This window comes from Sphingomonas faeni (genome assembly GCF_040407495.1).
In the GTDB taxonomy this organism is placed as follows: domain Bacteria; phylum Pseudomonadota; class Alphaproteobacteria; order Sphingomonadales; family Sphingomonadaceae; genus Sphingomonas; species Sphingomonas faeni_D.
Genome location: NZ_JAPZPP010000006.1, coordinates 22,451 through 41,401, shown reverse-complemented (window position 1 = coordinate 41,401; position 18,951 = coordinate 22,451). Strand labels below are relative to the sequence as shown.

The 18,951-nt window shown below is 65.5% G+C and carries 19 protein-coding genes; 9 read left to right on the top strand and 10 right to left on the bottom strand.

The window, feature by feature from the left end:
• Positions 1-304: 304 nt before the first annotated feature.
• From O6W96_RS16790 to O6W96_RS16780, 3 genes are all read right to left on the bottom strand, one after another.
• Positions 305-733 carry a DUF192 domain-containing protein gene (locus O6W96_RS16790; RefSeq protein WP_435372239.1) on the bottom strand — a complete coding sequence of 143 codons (429 nt, stop codon included), beginning with the start codon at positions 731-733 and terminating at the stop codon, positions 305-307.
• 68 nt (positions 734-801) lie between these two features.
• Positions 802-1,377, bottom strand: coding sequence for a cold-shock protein (locus O6W96_RS16785; RefSeq protein WP_353470619.1), 576 nt, complete (start codon positions 1,375-1,377; stop codon positions 802-804).
• Between the two features lie 93 nt (positions 1,378-1,470).
• Positions 1,471-2,175, bottom strand: coding sequence for a regulatory protein RecX (locus O6W96_RS16780; protein ID WP_353470618.1), 705 nt, complete (start codon positions 2,173-2,175; stop codon positions 1,471-1,473).
• Between the two features lie 98 nt (positions 2,176-2,273).
• On the opposite strand from O6W96_RS16780, the gene O6W96_RS16775 reads away from it, so the two are divergent.
• Together O6W96_RS16775 and O6W96_RS16770 are read left to right on the top strand one after the other, a co-directional pair.
• Entirely contained in the window at positions 2,274-4,037 is a 1,764-nt protein-coding gene (locus O6W96_RS16775) for a fatty acyl-AMP ligase (RefSeq protein WP_353470617.1), read from the top strand.
• A 171-nt stretch (positions 4,038-4,208) separates the two neighbouring features.
• Positions 4,209-6,530: a putative bifunctional diguanylate cyclase/phosphodiesterase gene (locus O6W96_RS16770; RefSeq protein ID WP_353470616.1), complete on the top strand. Its 2,322-nt coding sequence runs from the start codon at positions 4,209-4,211 to the stop codon at positions 6,528-6,530.
• A gap of 46 nt (positions 6,531-6,576) precedes the next feature.
• On the opposite strand, the gene O6W96_RS16765 is transcribed toward O6W96_RS16770, so the two are convergent.
• Positions 6,577-7,881: a M20/M25/M40 family metallo-hydrolase gene (locus O6W96_RS16765; RefSeq protein WP_353470615.1), complete on the bottom strand. Its 1,305-nt coding sequence runs from the start codon at positions 7,879-7,881 to the stop codon at positions 6,577-6,579.
• 125 nt (positions 7,882-8,006) lie between these two features.
• Here O6W96_RS16765 and O6W96_RS16760 point away from each other — a divergent pair, with 125 nt between their 5' ends.
• Positions 8,007-8,750, top strand: coding sequence for a PAS domain-containing protein (locus O6W96_RS16760; protein WP_353470614.1), 744 nt, complete (start codon positions 8,007-8,009; stop codon positions 8,748-8,750).
• A gap of 6 nt (positions 8,751-8,756) precedes the next feature.
• On the opposite strand, the gene O6W96_RS16755 is transcribed toward O6W96_RS16760, so the two are convergent.
• Complete coding sequence (locus O6W96_RS16755) at positions 8,757-9,212, bottom strand: universal stress protein (protein ID WP_353470613.1); 456 nt, start codon at positions 9,210-9,212, stop codon at positions 8,757-8,759.
• 122 nt (positions 9,213-9,334) lie between these two features.
• Here O6W96_RS16755 and O6W96_RS16750 point away from each other — a divergent pair, with 122 nt between their 5' ends.
• From O6W96_RS16750 to O6W96_RS16730, 5 genes are all read left to right on the top strand, one after another.
• On the top strand, positions 9,335-10,684 hold the full coding sequence (locus tag O6W96_RS16750; RefSeq protein WP_353470612.1) for a pyruvate dehydrogenase complex dihydrolipoamide acetyltransferase: 1,350 nt from the start codon (positions 9,335-9,337) through the stop codon (positions 10,682-10,684).
• A 120-nt stretch (positions 10,685-10,804) separates the two neighbouring features.
• Complete coding sequence (locus tag O6W96_RS16745) at positions 10,805-11,017, top strand: hypothetical protein (protein WP_353470611.1); 213 nt, start codon at positions 10,805-10,807, stop codon at positions 11,015-11,017.
• A 44-nt stretch (positions 11,018-11,061) separates the two neighbouring features.
• Positions 11,062-11,403, top strand: coding sequence for an acyl-CoA thioesterase (locus tag O6W96_RS16740; protein ID WP_107952653.1), 342 nt, complete (start codon positions 11,062-11,064; stop codon positions 11,401-11,403).
• 15 nt (positions 11,404-11,418) lie between these two features.
• The gene (gene lpdA, locus O6W96_RS16735) at positions 11,419-12,813 is read left to right on the top strand and encodes a dihydrolipoyl dehydrogenase (RefSeq protein ID WP_353470610.1); all 1,395 of its coding nucleotides are present in this window, start codon (positions 11,419-11,421) and stop codon (positions 12,811-12,813) included.
• Between the two features lie 197 nt (positions 12,814-13,010).
• Positions 13,011-14,435 carry a hypothetical protein gene (locus O6W96_RS16730; protein ID WP_353470609.1) on the top strand — a complete coding sequence of 475 codons (1,425 nt, stop codon included), beginning with the start codon at positions 13,011-13,013 and terminating at the stop codon, positions 14,433-14,435.
• Between the two features lies 1 nt (position 14,436).
• Here O6W96_RS16730 and O6W96_RS16725 read toward each other — a convergent pair whose 3' ends face one another.
• The 4 genes from O6W96_RS16725 to O6W96_RS16710 all read right to left on the bottom strand — a co-directional run bounded on the left by O6W96_RS16725 (position 14,437) and on the right by O6W96_RS16710 (position 17,478).
• Positions 14,437-15,537 (bottom strand): RcnB family protein, encoded by a 1,101-nt coding sequence (locus O6W96_RS16725; protein WP_353470608.1) that lies wholly within the window; start codon positions 15,535-15,537, stop codon positions 14,437-14,439.
• A gap of 126 nt (positions 15,538-15,663) precedes the next feature.
• Positions 15,664-16,146, bottom strand: coding sequence for a GAF domain-containing protein (locus O6W96_RS16720; protein ID WP_353470607.1), 483 nt, complete (start codon positions 16,144-16,146; stop codon positions 15,664-15,666).
• Positions 16,147-16,317: 171 nt separating this feature from the next.
• Positions 16,318-16,743 (bottom strand): alternative ribosome rescue aminoacyl-tRNA hydrolase ArfB, encoded by a 426-nt coding sequence (gene arfB / locus O6W96_RS16715; protein WP_093399511.1) that lies wholly within the window; start codon positions 16,741-16,743, stop codon positions 16,318-16,320.
• A gap of 15 nt (positions 16,744-16,758) precedes the next feature.
• The gene (locus O6W96_RS16710) at positions 16,759-17,478 is read right to left on the bottom strand and encodes an RluA family pseudouridine synthase (RefSeq protein ID WP_353470606.1); all 720 of its coding nucleotides are present in this window, start codon (positions 17,476-17,478) and stop codon (positions 16,759-16,761) included.
• Here O6W96_RS16710 and O6W96_RS16705 point away from each other — a divergent pair.
• Positions 17,473-18,273: a M15 family metallopeptidase gene (locus O6W96_RS16705; RefSeq protein WP_353470605.1), complete on the top strand. Its 801-nt coding sequence runs from the start codon at positions 17,473-17,475 to the stop codon at positions 18,271-18,273. The two genes, O6W96_RS16710 and O6W96_RS16705, sit on opposite strands and share 6 nt — an antisense overlap.
• A gap of 158 nt (positions 18,274-18,431) precedes the next feature.
• On the opposite strand, the gene O6W96_RS16700 is transcribed toward O6W96_RS16705, so the two are convergent.
• The gene (locus O6W96_RS16700) at positions 18,432-18,914 is read right to left on the bottom strand and encodes a hemerythrin domain-containing protein (RefSeq protein WP_353470604.1); all 483 of its coding nucleotides are present in this window, start codon (positions 18,912-18,914) and stop codon (positions 18,432-18,434) included.
• Between the last annotated feature and the right edge of the window lie 37 nt (positions 18,915-18,951).

The window sequence follows — 18,951 nt, the reverse complement described above, 5'->3', positions numbered from 1 at the left end:
GACGCCTGCCACCTCCCCCTCGCGGGGGAGGATCGTGGAGGCGCTCCCTTGAGACGTCCGTTCCGCCTTGGATGCAACCGTCGTCCCTTGTTCTCCCGCGAAGGCGGGAGCCAAGACTGGGTTCCCGCCTTCGCGGGGAAACACTTGGCTGGAGACGTCGGCTAGTCACATATCCCACCCAGGCGAAGGCCGGGGCCCAATTGGGTAACGTCGGTGACGAAGCGCTGTTCGACCTTACAGCGACCTTCCCAATTGGGCCCCGGCCTTCGCCGGGGTGGTGCCATTGGTCGAACGGTTCGCGCGCCTACTTCGCCCCTTTGTCCCACGTCACCAGATCGCCCTCGACAATCCCCAGTTCCGAAGCACGGCCGCCCATCAGTTCCAGCACCGCGCCGACCGGCTCGCCCGACGGGATCGGCTGTTCCGAAAACGGCACAGTATTCTCGGCGATCCGCGCGATCGTGCCGTCGGTGCGGATGTAGAGGATGTCGAGCGGGCTCGGCGTGTTCTTCATCCAGAAGTTCGCCACCACGGGCTCGCCGCCTTTCGCGGGATACGGCCAGAACAGCATCCCCCCGTCGGGCTTCAGGTCGGTGCGGAACATCAGCCCGCGCGCCTGCTCCACTTCGGTCTTGGCGCTCTCGACCTTGAACGCATGCGTGCCGTTCGCACTCTTGATCGTCAGCGGCAGGGTAGCGACGACTGTCACATCCGAGTCAGCGCGGCTATTCATGTACGCAACACCCCCGGCGCCGACGCCCAGCGCCAGCACCGCGGCCAACACGGCCTTCGCAACGAATTTCATCCCAGATCCTCTTCGACCGCGACGGCGAGCGGCCCCTTGCGCCCTTCGACCACGCGCGCGCGGAGCGGCTGGTCGGGTTCGACCGTCTCGATCCCGGCGCGGCGCAGCGTTTCCATATGGACGAAGATGTCGCTGCCATCGGCACCCCGTATCAGAAAGCCATAGCCCTTCAACCGGTTGAACCACTTCACCGACGCCGCCTCAAACGGTCCGGCCGCGTCGATCATCGCGATCGGATCGATCCGGTCAGGCGACGTCGGTGCTCGAACTAGTTCCTCGACCGCGTTGGTCAGGTCGATCGAGAGGATCTCGCGCGCCTGGAACCCCCGGCCGCGTTGGACCGATAGCGTCTCGACGCGCGCACCTTCGGGTAGGCTGCGGCGGCCATGCGCCTGCAGGACGGAGAAGTGTACGAGGATATCACCGACGGTCTCGTCGTCCGCCACCGCGAAGCCGAACCCGCGCGTGACGTCGAACCATTTGATGACGCCGCCGATCGCACGCGTTTCGGCCGCGCCAACACCCTCAAGCGTCGTCGTTCCCGCTTCCACTGGCCCCACCTCTACCGGCATGTCAGCACCTGCTGCGTGTCGTTACGCATTGTTACACCCCTGGACGCCTTGCTAGCACGGTTCGTCGCAGTCGCAATGAATCCGTTGCGACGGCTAGTCGAAATCCATCGATTCGGGGCTGTCGGACGGCGGTGCAGCAACAATTTTGCGTGCGAGATCGAACCGGTGCCCCGCCCGGAGCATCGCTGCGAGTTGTTTCTCCTGCAATTTTCGGTCGCCGTCCCCGGTTCCGTAAGGGCCGATTCGCTTGCGCCTCGCGAAGGCGAGTGCCGATTCCACGGCGCGGTCGCCGATTGCGGGCGCAACAGACTCTGCATCACCTTCGTCGATTCCAGCGTCACGGAACGCGCCCGCGACTCGGCGAGCGCCCAGCCCGCGTCGCTGCATCGCAGCGGCCCGTTGTTCGGCAAAGGCCCGGTCGTCGACATAGCCGAGATCGGCCATCCGCTGCGCGAGTTCGCCGGGCTCGGCCAGCGCCGCGCCGATACCCCCATCCCAGCCCCGCTCACGAATTTTGCGCATCAGGTAATCGGTCAGACGGCCCCGCGTGGTCGCGAACCGCTCGACATAGCGTAACGCCATCTGTTCGAGTGCCGCGGCGTCGAGCGGTTTCGGCGCAGGACGTTCGCGCGTCCGGTCCTTACCACGATCCTTGCCGCCGCCCTTCCCGCCTTTGCCCCAGCTCTTGCCGCCGCGCCGCTTCGTGCCGCCGCTATCGTCGAACGCGCCGTTTTCCTGGTCGCCGGCATCCAGCGAAGGGGGAAACGCGTTGCTTTCGCTGTGGCTATCATCGGTCACGCCATCATTGTGCCACACTGGCACCCGAAGTTGAACGGCTAGACTGAAGATAGGCGTGGTGTGTTCAAGCGCCGCGACGAACCAAGGCAGGAACTGCGATGACGACCGACACGGCTAACAAGGACGGCATGACCGTAGCGGCACTCGTTGCAACGCCGACCCAAGACGCCATGCCGCGCCGTTTCGCCGATTTCGGTACGCTGGGCGAAGCGCTCGATTACGCCGCCAGCGGTAACCGTGGACTTAATTTCCACGACGCTCGCGGCAGTTTGTCGCAGCCTTATCCTTATTCGCAACTCAGGGACGACGCGCGTGCGATGGCGGATCGCCTGATCGCCGCCGGCGTCGCGCCTGCCGATCGCATCGCGCTGGTCGCTGAGACTGGTCCCGAGTTCGCAGCGCTGTTCTTTGGTGTCGTCTATGCCGGCGCGTGGCCCGTGCCGCTGCCCCTGCCGACCTCGTTCGGCGGTCGCGATTCGTACATCGAACAGCTCCGTGTCCAGCTGTCGAGCTGCGATCCGAAGATGTTGATCTTCCCGCCCGAGCTCGCACAGATGGCGGGTGAGGCGGCACGTCTGTCGGAGGTCGTCGGCATCGACTGGTCCGAGTTCACGACACGCGAAGCCCCCGTCGCAACGCTGCCCGAGGCCAAGTCCGACGACATCGCCTATCTGCAATATTCGAGCGGCTCGACGCGCTTCCCGCACGGCGTCGTCATCACCCACGCCGCGCTGCTCAACAACCTCGCCGCGCACAGCCATGGCATGGAAATCTGCGATACCGATCGCTGCGTCTCGTGGCTGCCCTGGTATCACGACATGGGGCTGGTCGGCTGCTTCCTGTCGCCGATCGCCAATCAGGTCTCGACCGATTACCTGAAGACCGAGGATTTCGCGCGCCGTCCGCTCGCCTGGCTCGATCTCATCAGCCGTAACGAAGGCACGACGCTCAGCTATTCGCCGACCTTCGGCTACGATATCTGCGCGCGCCGCATGTCGTCGCAGACCAAGGCGAGCGACCGCTTCGATCTGTCGCGCTGGCGGGTTGCGGGCAACGGCGCCGACATGATCCGTCCCGACGTGATGCAGTCGTTCGTCGATGCGTTCGCCGATGCAGGCTTCAAGGCCAGCGCGTTCCTGCCAAGCTATGGCCTTGCCGAGGCGACGTTGGCGGTCTCTCTGATGCCGCCGGGCGAAGGCATCCGCGTCGAACTCGTCGAGGAAACGCAGTTGTCGGGCGGCTCTCGCGGCGGTGACCGCCCGCAGCGCTACCGGGCGATCGTCAACTGCGGCAAGCCGGTCCGCGACATGCGAATCGAGATCCGCGAAGAGGACGGCACGCCCCTCCCCGATCGCGCGATCGGCAAGGTGTGGTGCAGCGGCAAGTCGGTGATGGTCGGCTATTTCCGCGACGACGCGGCGACCGAGGCGTGCATGGCGGATGGTTGGCTCGATACCGGCGACATGGGCTATATGTCGGACGGCTACATCTACATCGTCGGCCGCGCCAAGGACATGATCATCGTCAACGGCAAGAACCACTGGCCGCAGGATATCGAGTGGGCGGTGGAGCAGCTTCCGGGCTTCAAGGCCGGCGACATCGCCGCGTTCGCTATCACCACGCCCGGCGGCGAGGAAACCCCCGCCGTGCTGGTCCAGTGCCGCAGCTCGGACGAGGCCGAACGCCTTCGCCTGCGTGATGAGATCCGCGAGCGGGTGCGCTCTGTGACGGGCATGAACTGCCTGATCGAACTGATCCCGCCGCGTACGTTGCCGCGTACCTCGTCGGGCAAGCTCAGCCGGGCCAAGGCGCGCAATCTTTACCTCAGCGGTGACATCAAGCCGTACGACATCGCGGCGTAACACCAGCGTCGAGCAAATATTTAGCAGGGGAATTCCGGTCTCTCGCCGTAAGTTAGCCCTGATTTGCCGCTTCAATGCATCCATAGTGGTTCCATGCGAACGTTCTGCTAACTACCGCGGCGTAAAACCATCGCTGTGAGCAGCAGATCGCCCTTTCTATCGAACCGGACCGTGATCGACGTTCGTACGCTGCTGGGTTTGCAGGATGGCGCGAATCCCGCCGAATGGAGCCGTATTCGCGCTGCGCAGTTGTTCGCTGGGCGAGGGATGGCGTTGTTCCTGCTCACGGCCAATGTCTTCGCAGCCCTGGCTACCGCAGTGCTGATCGACGGCCTATCGCCGTTCTGGCAGATCGCCACCTGGTTCGCGTTGGTTGTCGGCATTGCCCTCGCCGTCGCGTTTCGTCGGCTGGCAACCCATCACCGCGGCGATAGCTATGCTAGCATCCGCGACATACGCAATACGGGGTGGGACGGACTGGCCCTCGCTTTGGCCTGGTCCACGGTGCCGGTGCTGTTCTGCACGCACGCCCCGTCGGGAACGACTGCCGGACTGGGAATAACCTTGGCCGTACTGATGACGGCGGCAGCTTTCGCGATGGCGCCGCTCGTGCTCGCGACGTTGGTATTCCTCGGGTATCTTGGCGCTGCGATGGTCATCCAGCTCGCGATGGCGGGAGCGGTCGCGGCGGCGGTGGGAATATTCGCCTTCACCGCGATTCTGATGATCATCTGCGTCAGCCGCGCGCGGACGCTGGTCCTGATCCGTGCCGGCGAGATCGCGCTCGCGGAGCGCGACGAAACCGTCAGCCTGCTGCTCCGCGAATTCGAAGAGACCGATGCCGACTGGCTGTGGGAAACCGATATGGCGCGTCGTGTCGTCAGGGTGTCGGCGCGTTTCGCCCATGCCTGCCGGCTCGATCCGGCCGGCATCGAGGGCATGCCGTTCCTCCAGATCCTGGCGGGGCCAACCTGGGAGACCGGCAATTTCGCCGCGGGACTGCGCACGCTTGCGGAAAAGATGAAGGCTCGCGAGAGCGTCCGGGATTTGCGCTTGCCAGTACAGATCAACGGGGAGGATCACTGGTGGGAGATATCTGCTTCGCCGCGGTTCGGCGACCTCGGCGAATTCGTCGGTTTTCGTGGCGTGGGCTCCGACGTGACCGAACAACGCGCGTCCGCCGACCGGATCAACCGCATGGCTCGGTTCGATACGCTGACCGGACTACCCAACCGGCTAATGATCAACGAGACCCTGGTAAAGACGATCACCGAAGCGGAGCGATCGGGTGGCCGTTATGGGTTCATGATGCTCGATCTCGACCGCTTCAAGGCCGTGAACGATACGCTCGGCCACCCGATCGGCGACCGCCTGCTTGGCCGTGTCTCCGAGCGCCTGGATCAGTTGATGGGTGAGGCGTATCTATGCGGTCGGTTGGGCGGCGACGAATTCGCCGTCGTCGTTCATGACGCCACCGACACCGTCGCCATCGAACGGCTTGCTCAGCGCATCATCGAGTCGCTGTCGCTGCCGTACGAGATCGACGCCCACACCCTCTACATCGGCGCTAGTATCGGCTTGGCAATCGGTCCTCGGGACGGGCGTACCGCAGAAATGCTCATACGGTCTGCGGACCTTGCGCTGTACCGCGCCAAGGACGCAGGTCGGGGCGTGTTCCGGACGTACGAACCCGAACTGCACGTCCGGGCCGAGGAACGCCGTGTGCTCGAACTGGCGTTGCGAACCGCGGTCGAAAACGGCGAGATGTATCTGGAATATCAGCCTGTTGTCGAAACCCAGACGGGCCGAGTTCGGGGTTTCGAAGCGCTGCTCCGATGGCAAAGTCCGGAACTCGGTATGATCCAGCCAAGCAAGTTCATCCCGCTCGCGGAGGACGTACGACTGATCGCGCCGATCGGCGCCTGGGTGCTTCACACCGCGTGTACCGAGGCGGCAAAATGGCCATCCGACATCCGCATCGCGGTCAACGTGTCGGCAAACCAACTCCAGAATCCGGGTTTCCTCACCACAGTCACATCGGCGCTGGCGAATGCCGGACTTTCCCCCGAACGCCTCGAACTGGAAGTGACCGAAAGTGTGTTCCTGCACGAAGGGCTAGGGGTAACTCGGGTCCTGGAGCGCCTGCTCGATCTCGGCGTGCATCTCAGCCTCGACGATTTCGGCACCGGCTATTCCTCGCTCGGGTATTTCAGTCGCACGCGGTTCTCGTCGATCAAGATCGATCGCAGTTTCATCCACGACGCGGCCAAGGGCGTTCGCGAAGCGGTTGCGATTGTCAGGGCGGTGATCGCGCTGGCCGAGAGCCTTGATATTGCGACGACGGCCGAGGGCGTCGAAACCGACGACGAGCACAAGATGGTACAGCAGCTCGGATGCACCATGGCGCAGGGCTATTATTTCGGGCGCCCCATGTCGGTTACAGACGCGCGTGCCCTTGTCAGTCGTCGGTGGAAAACGTCAGCCGCCGCCTGACGACGCTTGCCTCAGGTTCGGGCCGGCAATCATCTGAAGCCGGTGCCTACCGCCGCCGTTCCCGTCCCCCGAAACTGACCAAGCTTTCTGCACCGCTGGTCGACAATGCCGAAACGCCGATGAACGTGTCGTCCACCGGCACCTGCACGAGCAGTGTTTCCGTACCCGTCACGTCTCGCGTATCGGTCCACACCTGCGTGTCGTTGCGGCGCCAACGGACCCGGTATCCTGCGGCGCCCGGTACCGCGCTCCATTTGACGGTGGTGTCGCGCGACAACGCCCCTGCAATCGTCACGTCTTCGGGCGCAGCGGGTGCGCCAGCGATCCGTGCCAACGTCGCAATGTTTATGGCGGTCACTTTCGCGAGATAGGGGAAATCCATCCCTTCGATCGTGTCGCCGTAGACGACGCCTTTCTCGGTGCGGAGGTCCTGGTGCTGGCGGTCCCAATTCTCCGCGGCTACGGAGAAGCGCACGGCGGGATAGCCGAGTTTCAGGAACGGTTCGTGATCACCGCCCCGGCCGAACCGGTCCGGCCGGCGGTCGAGCATCACGTCGAGCCCACCGGGAATGTCGCCCGCGATCCTATCGATCGCCTTGGCCAGCGCGCGGCTGGGGCCATCGTCTTCGCCGCCCTCCGCACGGCGGCCCTGTTGCGCGACCAGATCGTCCGACGCGCGAATGCCTTCCGAAAACACCCGGACCTTGTCGGCCACCCGCACGCCGCCCTGCCCAACCGTGTTGCCGACGATGTCGTTGTTGAGCATGGCCGAAACCTTCCAGCCGCGCGCCCTGGCGGTATCGGCCAGCAGTTCGGCGCCCCACAGGCCCTGTTCCTCGCCCGAGAACACCGCATAAACGATCGTCGCATCGAAGCTGCGCTGCGACAGCGACCGCGCCGCCTCTAGCACCAGCGCGACGCCCGACGCATTGTCGTTGGCGCCCGGCGCGTCAGCAGTCGCGTTCATCACGTCGGTCACCCGGCTGTCGATATGCGCGCCGACGATCACCACGCGATTGGGGTCACGCCCCTTCTGTATGCCGAGCACGTCCTCGATGACGACTCCGGTAGGCGCACGCGGCCCGGTAAACGTCCGCGCGATCCGTTCGACCGTGATGCAGCCACCGCAGGTCGCACCGATCTCGGTGAAACGCTGCGCAGCCCAGCTTCGCGCAGCGCCGATGCCGCGCTTGGGATCGGTGGTAGTCGACGCGGTATGGCGCGTGCCGAAGCCGACCATCGAGGTGACATCGGCCTTGAGCCGGGTCGCGGATGGCGCGGGGAGTTGAGGAGGCGTCGAGGAAACCGGGGCGGCGGCCGCGAGAAGCAGCGGGATTGCAAGTATGGACATGGCCAATGGTGCCTGCATCTGGCGCATGGCTCAAGTCAGGAATTGCAACGCGCCCGATCTGACGACGGCCGAGATTTAAACCGTATCGCAGCGCCTTAACAATATAAGATGGGTACAGCTTTATGATGTATGTTCCAGACATACGGCGCAAAATGCTGAAACACCTTACGGTTCGAGGGAACCAGATGATATTAGGTCATTCGATTTCGACCATTGCTGGGGTTATCCAGTCGATCGACGGACCCGTCGCGACGATATTACAACGCACGCAAAAGCAGCTGGTCGGCATGTCATACACGGCGATCACCCACCCAGGAGACATTGCGCGCAATCTTGCACAGATCGCTGCGCTGCAACCCAACGGAGGTTCGACGCGGATACGAAAGCGGTATATCGGCGGCGATGGTGCAGTCATCACGCTCGAGGTACAGGTCTCGCGGATCGGAAGTTGCGGCGACGGACATTTGGTCGGCACGTTGTCGACATTACCACTAGCCCTGCCCTCAATCACCGGGAACACCGTCCCGGGGAATACGCCCTATGGGTTGTGGCGTCGGGCCAAAGACCTGCTCGGCGTGATGCGATCGCGCGATACGATATTGGGAGCCGATCTGTTTGCGGACCACGTGTGGGCGATCTTGCTGATCGTCTACGTCGCCGAGGCGGAAAGCCGTATCGAAACGGTAGGATCGATTGTCGCGCAACTCAATCTGTCGCGGGCCACGCTCATGCGCTGGCTGAGCGTGCTCCAATCCAAGTCCCTGATCGAACAGATCGACATGGATCTCGACGCCGTTCAGCTTACCCAGACCGGCATTGAGCGTATCGAGCGGCTCCTCTCGACCAAGACGCAGGTTACGATCAGCTGAAGCGGCTCAACTCAACCGGTCGATCGACTCACGAGTAAGCGATCCTGGGATAATCATCACCGGCACGGGCAGCGCACCTGCATCGGGGCCCGTGAAATGCGTGATCAGTTCGCCGGGTGCGCCGGTCGCAGCCGCACCCAACACCAGAGCCGCGATCTCCGGGTTTGCCTCAATCATTTCGCGGATGATCTTCGGCCCCTCGCCCTCGCGCACTGTGATCGACGGACGCAGCCCGGATTCCTCCAGCAACGTGCCGGCAGCCCCTGCGACCAGCCCCTCGGCATGCAACCGTGCCTCTTCCTCGATCGTCGCCTGGACGCCGCCGAACGCGATGAACTCCTGCGGCGGGATGACGGTCAGGATCTCGACGCCGCCGCCGGTCTTTACGGCGCGCCGTGCCGCAAACCGCAGCGCGATGCCGGCTTCGGGACTGTCATCGATCACCACCAGATAAATGCGCATTTTGGCCCCCGTTGTCGTCGGTAATTGGGCCGGGGCGGGTCGATACGCAAGTGCGGCGGGGTTGACCCGAGCGGACGAGGGCGCGAGTAGGCATGCCGTTACGTCACGCCCTGGGGAAATCCATGTCGATCGAGATCAAGATGCCTGCGCTGTCCCCGACCATGGAGGAGGGTACCCTCGCCAAATGGTTGATCAAGGAGGGCGACGTCGTGAAATCCGGCGACCTGATGGCCGAAATCGAGACCGACAAGGCGACGATGGAATTCGAAGCCGTCGACGAAGGCACCGTGGTCAAGATCCTCGTCGCCGAAGGTACCGACAACGTGAAGGTCGGCACGGTCATCGCGATCATCGCCGAAGAGGGCGAGGATGCGTCTTCGGTTTCTGCGCCCACCAAGAGCGAGACGCCTGAGCCCGCCGCGAAGGAATCGGAAGCCAAGCCCGATCCGAAGGATCCGAACGATACGGGTAGCGAGGCCAAGCCGGTCGAGCGCACCGAGGCTTCGGCCGAAGATCATGGTCGTCCGGACGACGCAGGTGCGGCCAAGCCCGCCGCCAGCGGTGATCGCGTGAAGGCGAGCCCGCTCGCGCGCCGCCTAGCCGCCGACAAGGGCATCGATCTCGGCGCCATGTCGGGTTCGGGGCCGAAGGGTCGCATCGTCAAGGCCGACGTCGACAGCGCCAAGCCGGGTGCGGCACCCGCTGCTGCGAAGACCGAAGCTGCTGCGCCGACCGCCACTGCGGCCCCCGCGCCTGCCGCGAAGCCTGCGGCCGTGCCCGACATCCCGCATGAGGCGACCAAGCTAAGCAACGTGCGGAAGACGATCGCGCGTCGCCTGACCGAGTCGAAGCAGACGGTTCCGCACATCTACCTGACCGTGAATATCCGTCTCGACGCGCTGCTCAAGCTGCGTGGAGAGTTGAACAAGAGCCTCGAATCGCGCGGCGTGAAGCTGTCGGTCAACGACCTGCTGATCAAGGCGCAGGCCGTCGCGCTCATGCAAGTCCCGACCTGCAACGTGATGTTCACGCCCGACCAGCTCATCACCTTCCAGCGTGCCGACATCTCGGTCGCGGTGAGCACGCCGTCGGGGCTGATTACGCCGATCATCTTCGGTGCGGACACCGCCTCGCTGTCGTCGATCTCGACGCAGATGAAGGACCTCGCCGCCCGTGCTCGCGACGGCAAGCTGAAGCCCGAGGAATATCAGGGCGGCACCGCCTCGATCAGCAACATGGGCATGTTCGGCATCACGCAGTTCGACGCGGTCATCAACCCGCCCCAGGCGATGATCCTCGCGGTCGGCGCGGGCGAGAAGCGTCCGTACGTGGTCGGCGACGAACTGACCGTGGCGACCGTGATGTCGGCGACAGGCAGCTTCGATCATCGCGCGATCGACGGTGCCGACGGCGCGCAGTTCATGAAGGCGTTCAAGCACCTCGTCGAGAACCCGCTGGGCATGCTGGCGTAAGCTCGAAAGCATGACGCCAACATCCTCCCCACCCACCCCGTTCGCCCTGAGCGAAGTCGAAGGGCCTGTGTCCCAGTACCTCGACTTCGCTCGGCACGAACGGTTTGGGGAGTGTTCGGCGTGAAGCAGACGACCATCGAGATCCTGCACATCCTCGCGGGGCTTGCCGTCGCGGTCGCGATAACCTGGGCGGCGGCATGGTCCTACCCCCTAGGGCAGGACGTGATCTGGACATGCGGGGCCGCGGCGATGGTTGCGACGGTGGCAATGGGCGTAGGGCCGCTGCGTCGTGCCCGCCTTCTCGACCAAACGACCCGCAGGAGTGAAGCGTGACCGACCTGCCCCCCAACAAAGCGCCGACGATCCGCGTCACTGCCATGCCCGCCGACGCCAATCCGTATGGCGACATCTTCGGCGGCTGGCTGATGGGCCAGATGGATTTGGCTGCCGGCTCGGTCGCGTCCCGGCGTAGCGGCGGCCGTGCCGTCACGATTGCGGCGGATGCGATGAAGTTCCACATGCCGGTCGTCGTCGGCGACGAAGTCTCGGTTTACGCCCACCTGATCGCGGTCGGCCGCACCTCGATGACGATCGAGGTCGAGGCCTGGCGCCGCGCGCGCCACAGCAACGACAGCTGCAAGGTGACCCAGGCGCGCTTCATCTTCGTGGCGGTCGGCGACGATCGCAAACCGCGGCCCGTGCCGCCCGAAACCAACTGAATCGAAGGATTTTCCGTGGCTGATACCTATGATCTCGTCATCCTCGGCTCGGGCCCCGGCGGCTACGTCGCCGCGATCCGTGCGTCGCAACTCGGCCTGAAGGTCGCGATCGTCGAGCGTGAGCGCTTGGGCGGCATCTGCCTCAACTGGGGCTGCATCCCGACCAAGGCGCTGCTCCGCACCTCGGAAATCTATCATTACATGCAGAATGCCGAGAGCTACGGCCTCAAGGCGGACAATGTCGGGTTCGACCTCGCCAAGATCGTCGACCGCTCGCGCAAGGTCGCGGGCCAGCTGAACGCGGGCGTCAAGGGCCTGATGAAGAAGAACAAGGTGACCGTGGTCGAGGGCGTCGGCACGGTAACTGCGAAGGGCAAGCTCAGCGTCAAGCAGGGCGACAAGACCGTCGAGCTCGAAGCGAAGAACATCATCGTCGCAACCGGAGCGCGCGCGCGCGACCTGCCGTTCGCCAAGGCCGACGGCGAGCGGATCTGGACCTATCGCCATGCGATGGTGCCGACCGAGATGCCGACCAAGCTGCTGGTCATCGGCTCGGGCGCGATCGGCGTCGAGTTCGCCAGCTTTTACAACGACATGGGCGCCGACGTGACGATCGTCGAGATGCTCCCGCGCATCCTCCCCGTCGAGGACGAGGAAGTCTCCGCCTTCATGGACAAGGCGCTGACCAAGCAGGGCATCAAGCTGCTGACCCAGACCGGTCTGGAGGGTCTCACCACCTCGGCGACCGGCGTGACGGCAAAGATCAAGGCGAAGGACGGCAAGGTTTCGGAAGAGACCTTCAGCCACGCGATCATCGCGATCGGCATCGTCCCCAACACCGAGAATATCGGACTGGAAGCGCTCGGCGTCGAGACCGACCGCGGGCACATCAAGACCGACGGCTACGGCCGCACCAACGTCGACGGCATCTGGGCGATCGGCGACGTCACCGGCGCGCCGTGGCTCGCGCACAAGGCCAGCCATGAGGGCATCATCGCGGTCGAGAAGATCGCCGGCGGCTCGCCGCACCAGATGGACAAGGCCAACATCCCCGGCTGCACCTATTCGCGCCCGCAGGTGGCGAGCGTCGGCATGACCGAAGCGAAGGCGAAGGAAGCCGGCTACGAGCTGAAGGTCGGCAAGTTCCCCTTCATCGGCAACGGCAAGGCGATCGCGCTGGGCGAGGCGGAAGGCTTCGTGAAGACGGTGTTCGACGCGAAGACCGGCGAACTGCTCGGCGCGCACATGGTCGGCGCGGAAGTGACCGAGCTGATCCAGGGCTATGTCGTCGCGCGCCAGCTCGAGACGACCGAGGCCGAGCTGATGGAGACGGTGTTCGCGCATCCGACGCTGTCCGAGATGATGCACGAGAGCGTGCTGGCCGCATATGGGCGAGCGATCCACTACTAAGGCGATCTCTCAATCCTCCCCCGCAAGGGGGAGGATTGAGGTTCGAGCTTGTCCAGCCGACCGATCGGGCCGGGCAAACCGTCTCGTTTCGGTCCTATCTCGCTTGACGCAGGCTGTTGTCCAAACGAAGGGCGGGCCGTCGCGAGGTCCGGCGCTCAGGATTTCGCGGATATAAGCCCCCGGTGCAGGATCCGCGAATGTCGATCGAACCCGTACCAGCCGCAACCGCTCGCATCGCTATTCTTGCCGCAGCCGCGCTGTGCATCGCCTCGCTCGCGCTGTTCTGGCCGGGCACCGCGATGTACGATACCGTCGCGCAATATAAGCAGGTCCTGTCGGGCGTGTACGACGACTGGCACCCGCCGGCGATGGCGCGGGTCTGGGCGCTGCTTGCGGCGTTCGGCCCCGGGGCTACGCCGATGCTGGTCCTGCAACTTGCCACCTACTGGCTGGGTCTTGGGCTGATCGGCGACGCGCTCGCCCGCATCGGGCGCTCCCGCAGCGCGGCCGCTATCATCGCGATCGGCCTGCTCCCGCCTTGCCTCGGTTGGCAGGGCGTGGTGCTCAAGGATGCGCAACTTGCCGGTGCGCTGCTTGCCGCGGTCGGGATCATCGGCTGGTGGCGGCTTGCGCGCCGTCCGCTTCCCGGCGCGATGTGGGTCCCGTTCGCGCTGCTGCTCACCTACGCCGTACTGGTCCGCGCCAACGCCATGTTCATCGTCGTCCCGCTGCTCGTGACCCTTGCCCCGCGCCCAACCTACCCGCTCGCGAAACTCGTCACCGGTCTTATCGCGGTGGTGGTCGTGCTAGGCGTCGCACCGATCGTGAACCACCGGCTTCTCCGTGCACAACCAAGCGGAGTCGAGGCGACTCAGGCCCTTTACGACCTTGCAGGCATCGCCGCCCGCGCACCGGCCAGCGACGCCACCGGCCTGACCCAATCCGAAACGGCGACCGTGCTCGCCAAGCGGTGCGCGAAGCCGTTCTTCTGGGATCCGCTAGGCGACGAGGCGCATTGTGGGACGACGATGGCGCGGTTGCGCGGGTTGCCGACCGGGACGCTCTACGTCACGCTTGCCTCGGCGGCGCTGCATCATCCGATCGCCTATGCCGGGCACCGCCTGGCGCATCTGAACTCGACCGATCGCTGGCTGGTCCCGTATCACTGGCCGAGCGCCGCGCCGCCAGCCGCGTCCGAGCCTAACACGCTCGGCCTCGCCGGTCCCGGTGCGGCAGCCCACTCATGGGAAGCAATGACCGCTATAGTCGTCGAGACACCGCTCGGCTGGCCGATCGCGTGGATCGTCGTCGCGATCACCGCGCTTGCCGTGAGCGTGTCGCGTCCGCGCGATCCGGTCCGCGACCTCGCCACCGCGCTGATCGTGTCTGCGCTCACGCTCGAGGCGAGCTTCGCGGTGCTGAGCATCGCGTCCGACCTGCGCTATCACCTGTGGCCGATGATCGCGACCGCGGTGGCGAGCGTGCTGCTTGCGGAGCGTTCACCGCCCTCAAAAATATTCATGGTCGGCGCAGGCGCGCTGCTTCTGGTGGTCGGCAGCGGGATTGCGTCGCGCATCCTGCTGCCCCAGCCGCCGCAGACCTACGCCGGCATGCTCGGCTGAGTCACCGACGGCGCCGCAGCTTCCTGCGCGGATACGACACCGTGTCGTAATATTCGGTCGTTGTAGTCGTGGTCGTGGTCGTCGTCACCGGCACGGACTGCACGACCACGGTCGTCGATCCCGCCGGGTACGCCCCGCCGCCAGTCGTCGTCACGTTCGTGACGCCATCCGGCGACGTCCAGGTTCCGCCCGGCGCCACGGTATAGCCGCGCGGTTGCTGATACGCGGCGCCGTAGGAGGTAGCTGGCGGCGGCGGATAGTCGCTGGCGTAGGCGGGCGGCGCGTAGTCGGGTGCGTAGGCAGGCTCGGCATACCCTGCGCCATATCCCGAAACCGGCCGCGGTGGTGCGCGGCGACCGCGGTCTTCGCTCTTGTCGATCGCGTAGCCGGCCGCAGTGCCGACGCCCGCACCGATCAATGTTCCGCCAAGGCGGTTACCGCGCCCGCCGATGATGTTGCCAGCAACGCCGCCGGCCACTGCACCGATTGCGGCGCCACCCAGACCGTTGTCGCGGCGCGGTGCAGGGCGATTCTCGTAAGGCGCGGCGTACCCGCGCTCGTCAGGACCTGCATAGACCGAGTCGTTGACCGCATAGTCGCGCGGGCTGATCGCCGCGTAGCCGCCACCGTCGGCGCGGTCCCAGTCGATGTCGCTCGTGGTGTCGTACACCGAACCGCGCGAGTCGATCAGGACTGCGTCATCGTAGTAGCGCGCCCAGTTATATCCCACGGGGGGCTGCGCGAGACCGTAGTTCGACCAGTCGCCGACGTAGAAGCGCGGTGCGTTCCAATAGCTTGGCACGGCCCAACCGCGATGCGGACGGCGATACCCTGCCCAGCCGCCGGGGGCGTTCGCGCCGCCCCACCAGCGACCGCCGATCTTGCTGCCCCAACGCGAGGTACGCTGCGCATGAGGCGGTCGCATCGGCGCCTGCACGACCGGCATCCGCGCCGCGATCGGACCGGGGCGGTTCGGCCGTGCCATCGGCGCCTGCATCGCCGCACCGGGCGCAGGATAGCTGGCACCGGGAGCCGGCCGCTGCGCTTGTGCCGCGCCGCCTGCCAGTGCAAGTCCTGCGCTCGCGATCAAAAGCTTCCGCATGTCCGTCTCCCTGGTTTGCCACCCGATCCAGCGCAAACGCCGGATATCTTACGGTGTTGCTTACCAAGCGTACGATGGAGTCGCCAGAAGGCGTGCTGTCCCGAAACGGGGCGTGTCGGACCGGTACTAGTCGAGCCGCTCGCTCAGCAACGCCGCCAGCGCCTCGCACCCCGCCGCGTCCTCCGCATCGAACCGCGTGGGCTCCGGGCTATCGAGATCGAGCACCCCGATCAGCGTTCCGTCTCTGGTCAACGGTACCACCAGTTCCGACCGGCTAGCAGCATCGCAGGCAATGTGGCCCGGGAATACGTGGACATCCTCGACCAGTTGCGTTTTCAGCGTCGCGGCGGCGGCACCGCAGACGCCCTTGCCGACCGGGATGCGGATGCACGCGACCTTACCCTGGAACGGGCCGAGGACGAGTTCGCCTTCGACGAGACGGTAAAAACCCGCCCAGTTCAGATCGGGCAGATATTCCCATACCAATGCGGCGGCGTTGGCCATGTTGGCGATCGGGTCGCGCTCGTCCGCGGTCAGCGCGTCGAGTGCGGCGAGCAGGTCACGGTAGAGATCGGCCTTGGTGCCGGCAGAGATATCGAACTGGTACATCTGTCTTCCTTGATTGAGAGGCAGCTAACGCTCCCCCAAACCTTCAACCAGCAAAAGCTGGGATGACTCGACGGCGATCCGGCGTTCCCTCTCCTGCCGGGGGAGGATCGCGAGGTCGTGCACGAGGCCGGACCAACGGACGTCGACGAGACGCTCATAGGCATGGCTCGCTCAGTCGTCGCGGACCTTGCCGCGCCCCGCCTTGACCCCGCTGCGCACCTTCTTCGTATCGACACGCCGCGCCTTCGCCGCCTTGGACGGTTTGGTCGCGCGGCGTGCCTTGGGGACGATCGTCGCTTCCTTGATCAGCGCCACCAGCCGCTCGCGGACTTCCTGCCGGTTGAGCAGTTGCGACCGCGAGCCTTCGCTGCGCAGCACCAGCACGCCGTCGCGCGTGAGGCGCGATCCGGCCAGCACCGCGATGCGGTTCTTCACCGCCAATGGCAGGCCGGGTGAGAGGCCGACATCGAAGCGCAGGATCACCGCGCTGTCCGTGGTGTTGACGTGCTGACCGCCGGGGCCGCCCGAGCGCGTCGTGCTCTCGATCAGCTCGCTGTCGTCGATCGAGATCGATCGGGTGATCGGGATCGCGACCATCGGCCCCTCGCCCGCTCAGTCGTCGGCGGAGTCGGGCGTCGTTACCGCATCGGCAGCCGGAGCGACGTCGGCAACCGAAGCCGCCTCGTCGGCGAACCCCGCCTTGGCGAACCGCTCGGGCAATGGCGCTTCGGCGAGCACGTCGGGCTTGCCCGGGCGCGGCACGATCAGCCGTTGCGCATGGAGCATCATGCCGAGCCCGTCGGCCTTGCCGTACACGCCGTCACCGACCACCGGTGCGCCGAGGCCGCTGGCGGCGTGGACGCGAATCTGATGCGTGCGGCCGGTCTCGGGGAGGAACTCGACCAGCGAGCGGCCGTCCTTGATTTCCAGCACGCGCCACTTGGTCCGCGATTTCTTGCCGTTCGGATCCTCGACCATCCGCCAGCCTGTCTCGGCAGTGCTGACCTTGGCGAGGGGCATTTCGATCAGGCCCGATTCACCGTCAACCTCACCGTCGAGGAGGGCGACGTAGCGTTTCGAGACGAGGCCCTGCTCGAACGCCTGCTGCAACCGGGCATGCGCCTTCGGATTGCGCGACAAAAGCAGGCAGCCGCTCGTGTCGCGGTCGAGCCGGTGCACCGCCTTCGGCCAGCGCTGGAAGCCGAACTTCAGGCTTTCGAGATGATTTTCGAGGCTCAGCGAGCCATCGCGGGGCGGATCGACCGGCAGCCCTGCGGGCTTGTCGATCACCAGGGCCTCGCCGTCGAGGAAGAGTACGCGTTCACCATGCATGCCGCCGCCCTTGCCATCATTAGCGCCTGCGTGCCAGAGCCCGCGTCGATGTTGCACCGCACGCTGGCTCTCGCGCTCCTGTTCGCCCCGACCGTCGCGGAGGCGCAATTGTGCGAGGGGCAGAGCGCGGCGATCGCGCCGGACGGTCGCGCGTTCGGGCATTTGCCGTATGGCGACGCGCCCGAAAGCGAGCTGGTCACGCTGCCGTCCGAGTATTCGGTGGGCAATCCGTGCGTGGTGCGCGCCGACATATTGCCCGACCTGTTGCGGCTGTTCGCGGCGGCGCAGGGCGATCCTTCGGCGATGGGTCAGCTCCGCGCCTTGTCGTGCCAGCGGTCGATCGCGCGCCAGCGCAGCGTGTTCTGCCGCGGCGAGACGAGCAATCCGGCCGATCGCGCGATCTCGGTCGCGCCGCCGGGGTATAGCGAGCATTCGACTGGCTATGCTTTGGATTTTGCGGTGCGGCCGGCGAACGGATGCCCCGATGCGGAGGCGTGCATGGCCGCGACGCCCGCCGCACGCTGGCTGCGGCTGAACGCGCCTCGGTTCGGGTTCGAACAGAGCTTTCCAGGCGGCAACAAGCAGCATGTGAAGTGGGAGCCGTGGCATTGGCGCTGGGTCGGGGCGAGCGAGAGTGCACCTGGGGCTGCGAAGGCGCGGTTCGTGTTCGCGCGGGCGCGGCGGGAGTATCCGGCGGATCCGGGGGTTTTGCCGCTGGTGGTGAAGGTTACGGTGCAGCCGCCTGTGCCGGTGGCGCCGGTGGTGGATGTGCCGTCGAAGAAGAAGAAGCGCTGACGCTCTTTCGCCCCCCCCCCCGCCAGGGGGAGGTGGAACCGCAGGTGACGGAGGGGGAGGAATACGCAACGACCGTTGCTCTTACCTCCCCCTCCGTCTGGCAAGTGCCAGCCCCCTCCCCCTGGCGGGGGAGGATCGACTCAGCGCATCACCAGCACTCAGTGCAGCACCAGCCCACCCGGGCGGACCACACCGTCGCGCAGCGCATGATCGTACAGAAGCTCCGTTTCCAGCTTCACCTGGTCCGACAGGCGATCAAGCATCGACCCCGCCTCCACCCCGAACGCCGCCCAATCGTTGGGCGAAATCGTCGGCAGCCAATGGCCGATGAACGCCTTCCAGTCCGAACGGAGGATATCGAGGTCCTCCTCCATCATCGCGATCGTGTCGGCGGAACAGTGCGCCTCCATCGCCACGACGGTGCGATCGATGACCTCGTCCTCGACCCCGAGATGATCGGCGACGGTCACCGCCAGCTCGATCAGCTTGCGCGAGGCAATCGCGCTTTGCGTCCTGGACTGCCGCGACAGGATGACGAGTTCGGCGCACTGGCCCGCGATCTTCTCGTGATCGTCGATCAGCCGCATCCAGTTCGCGCGGTCCTGGTCGGATACCGTCCGCACTATGGTCCTGTCGTTCATGACGCCGCTACTCCCCTGCGAAGGTCACCGGTAATAC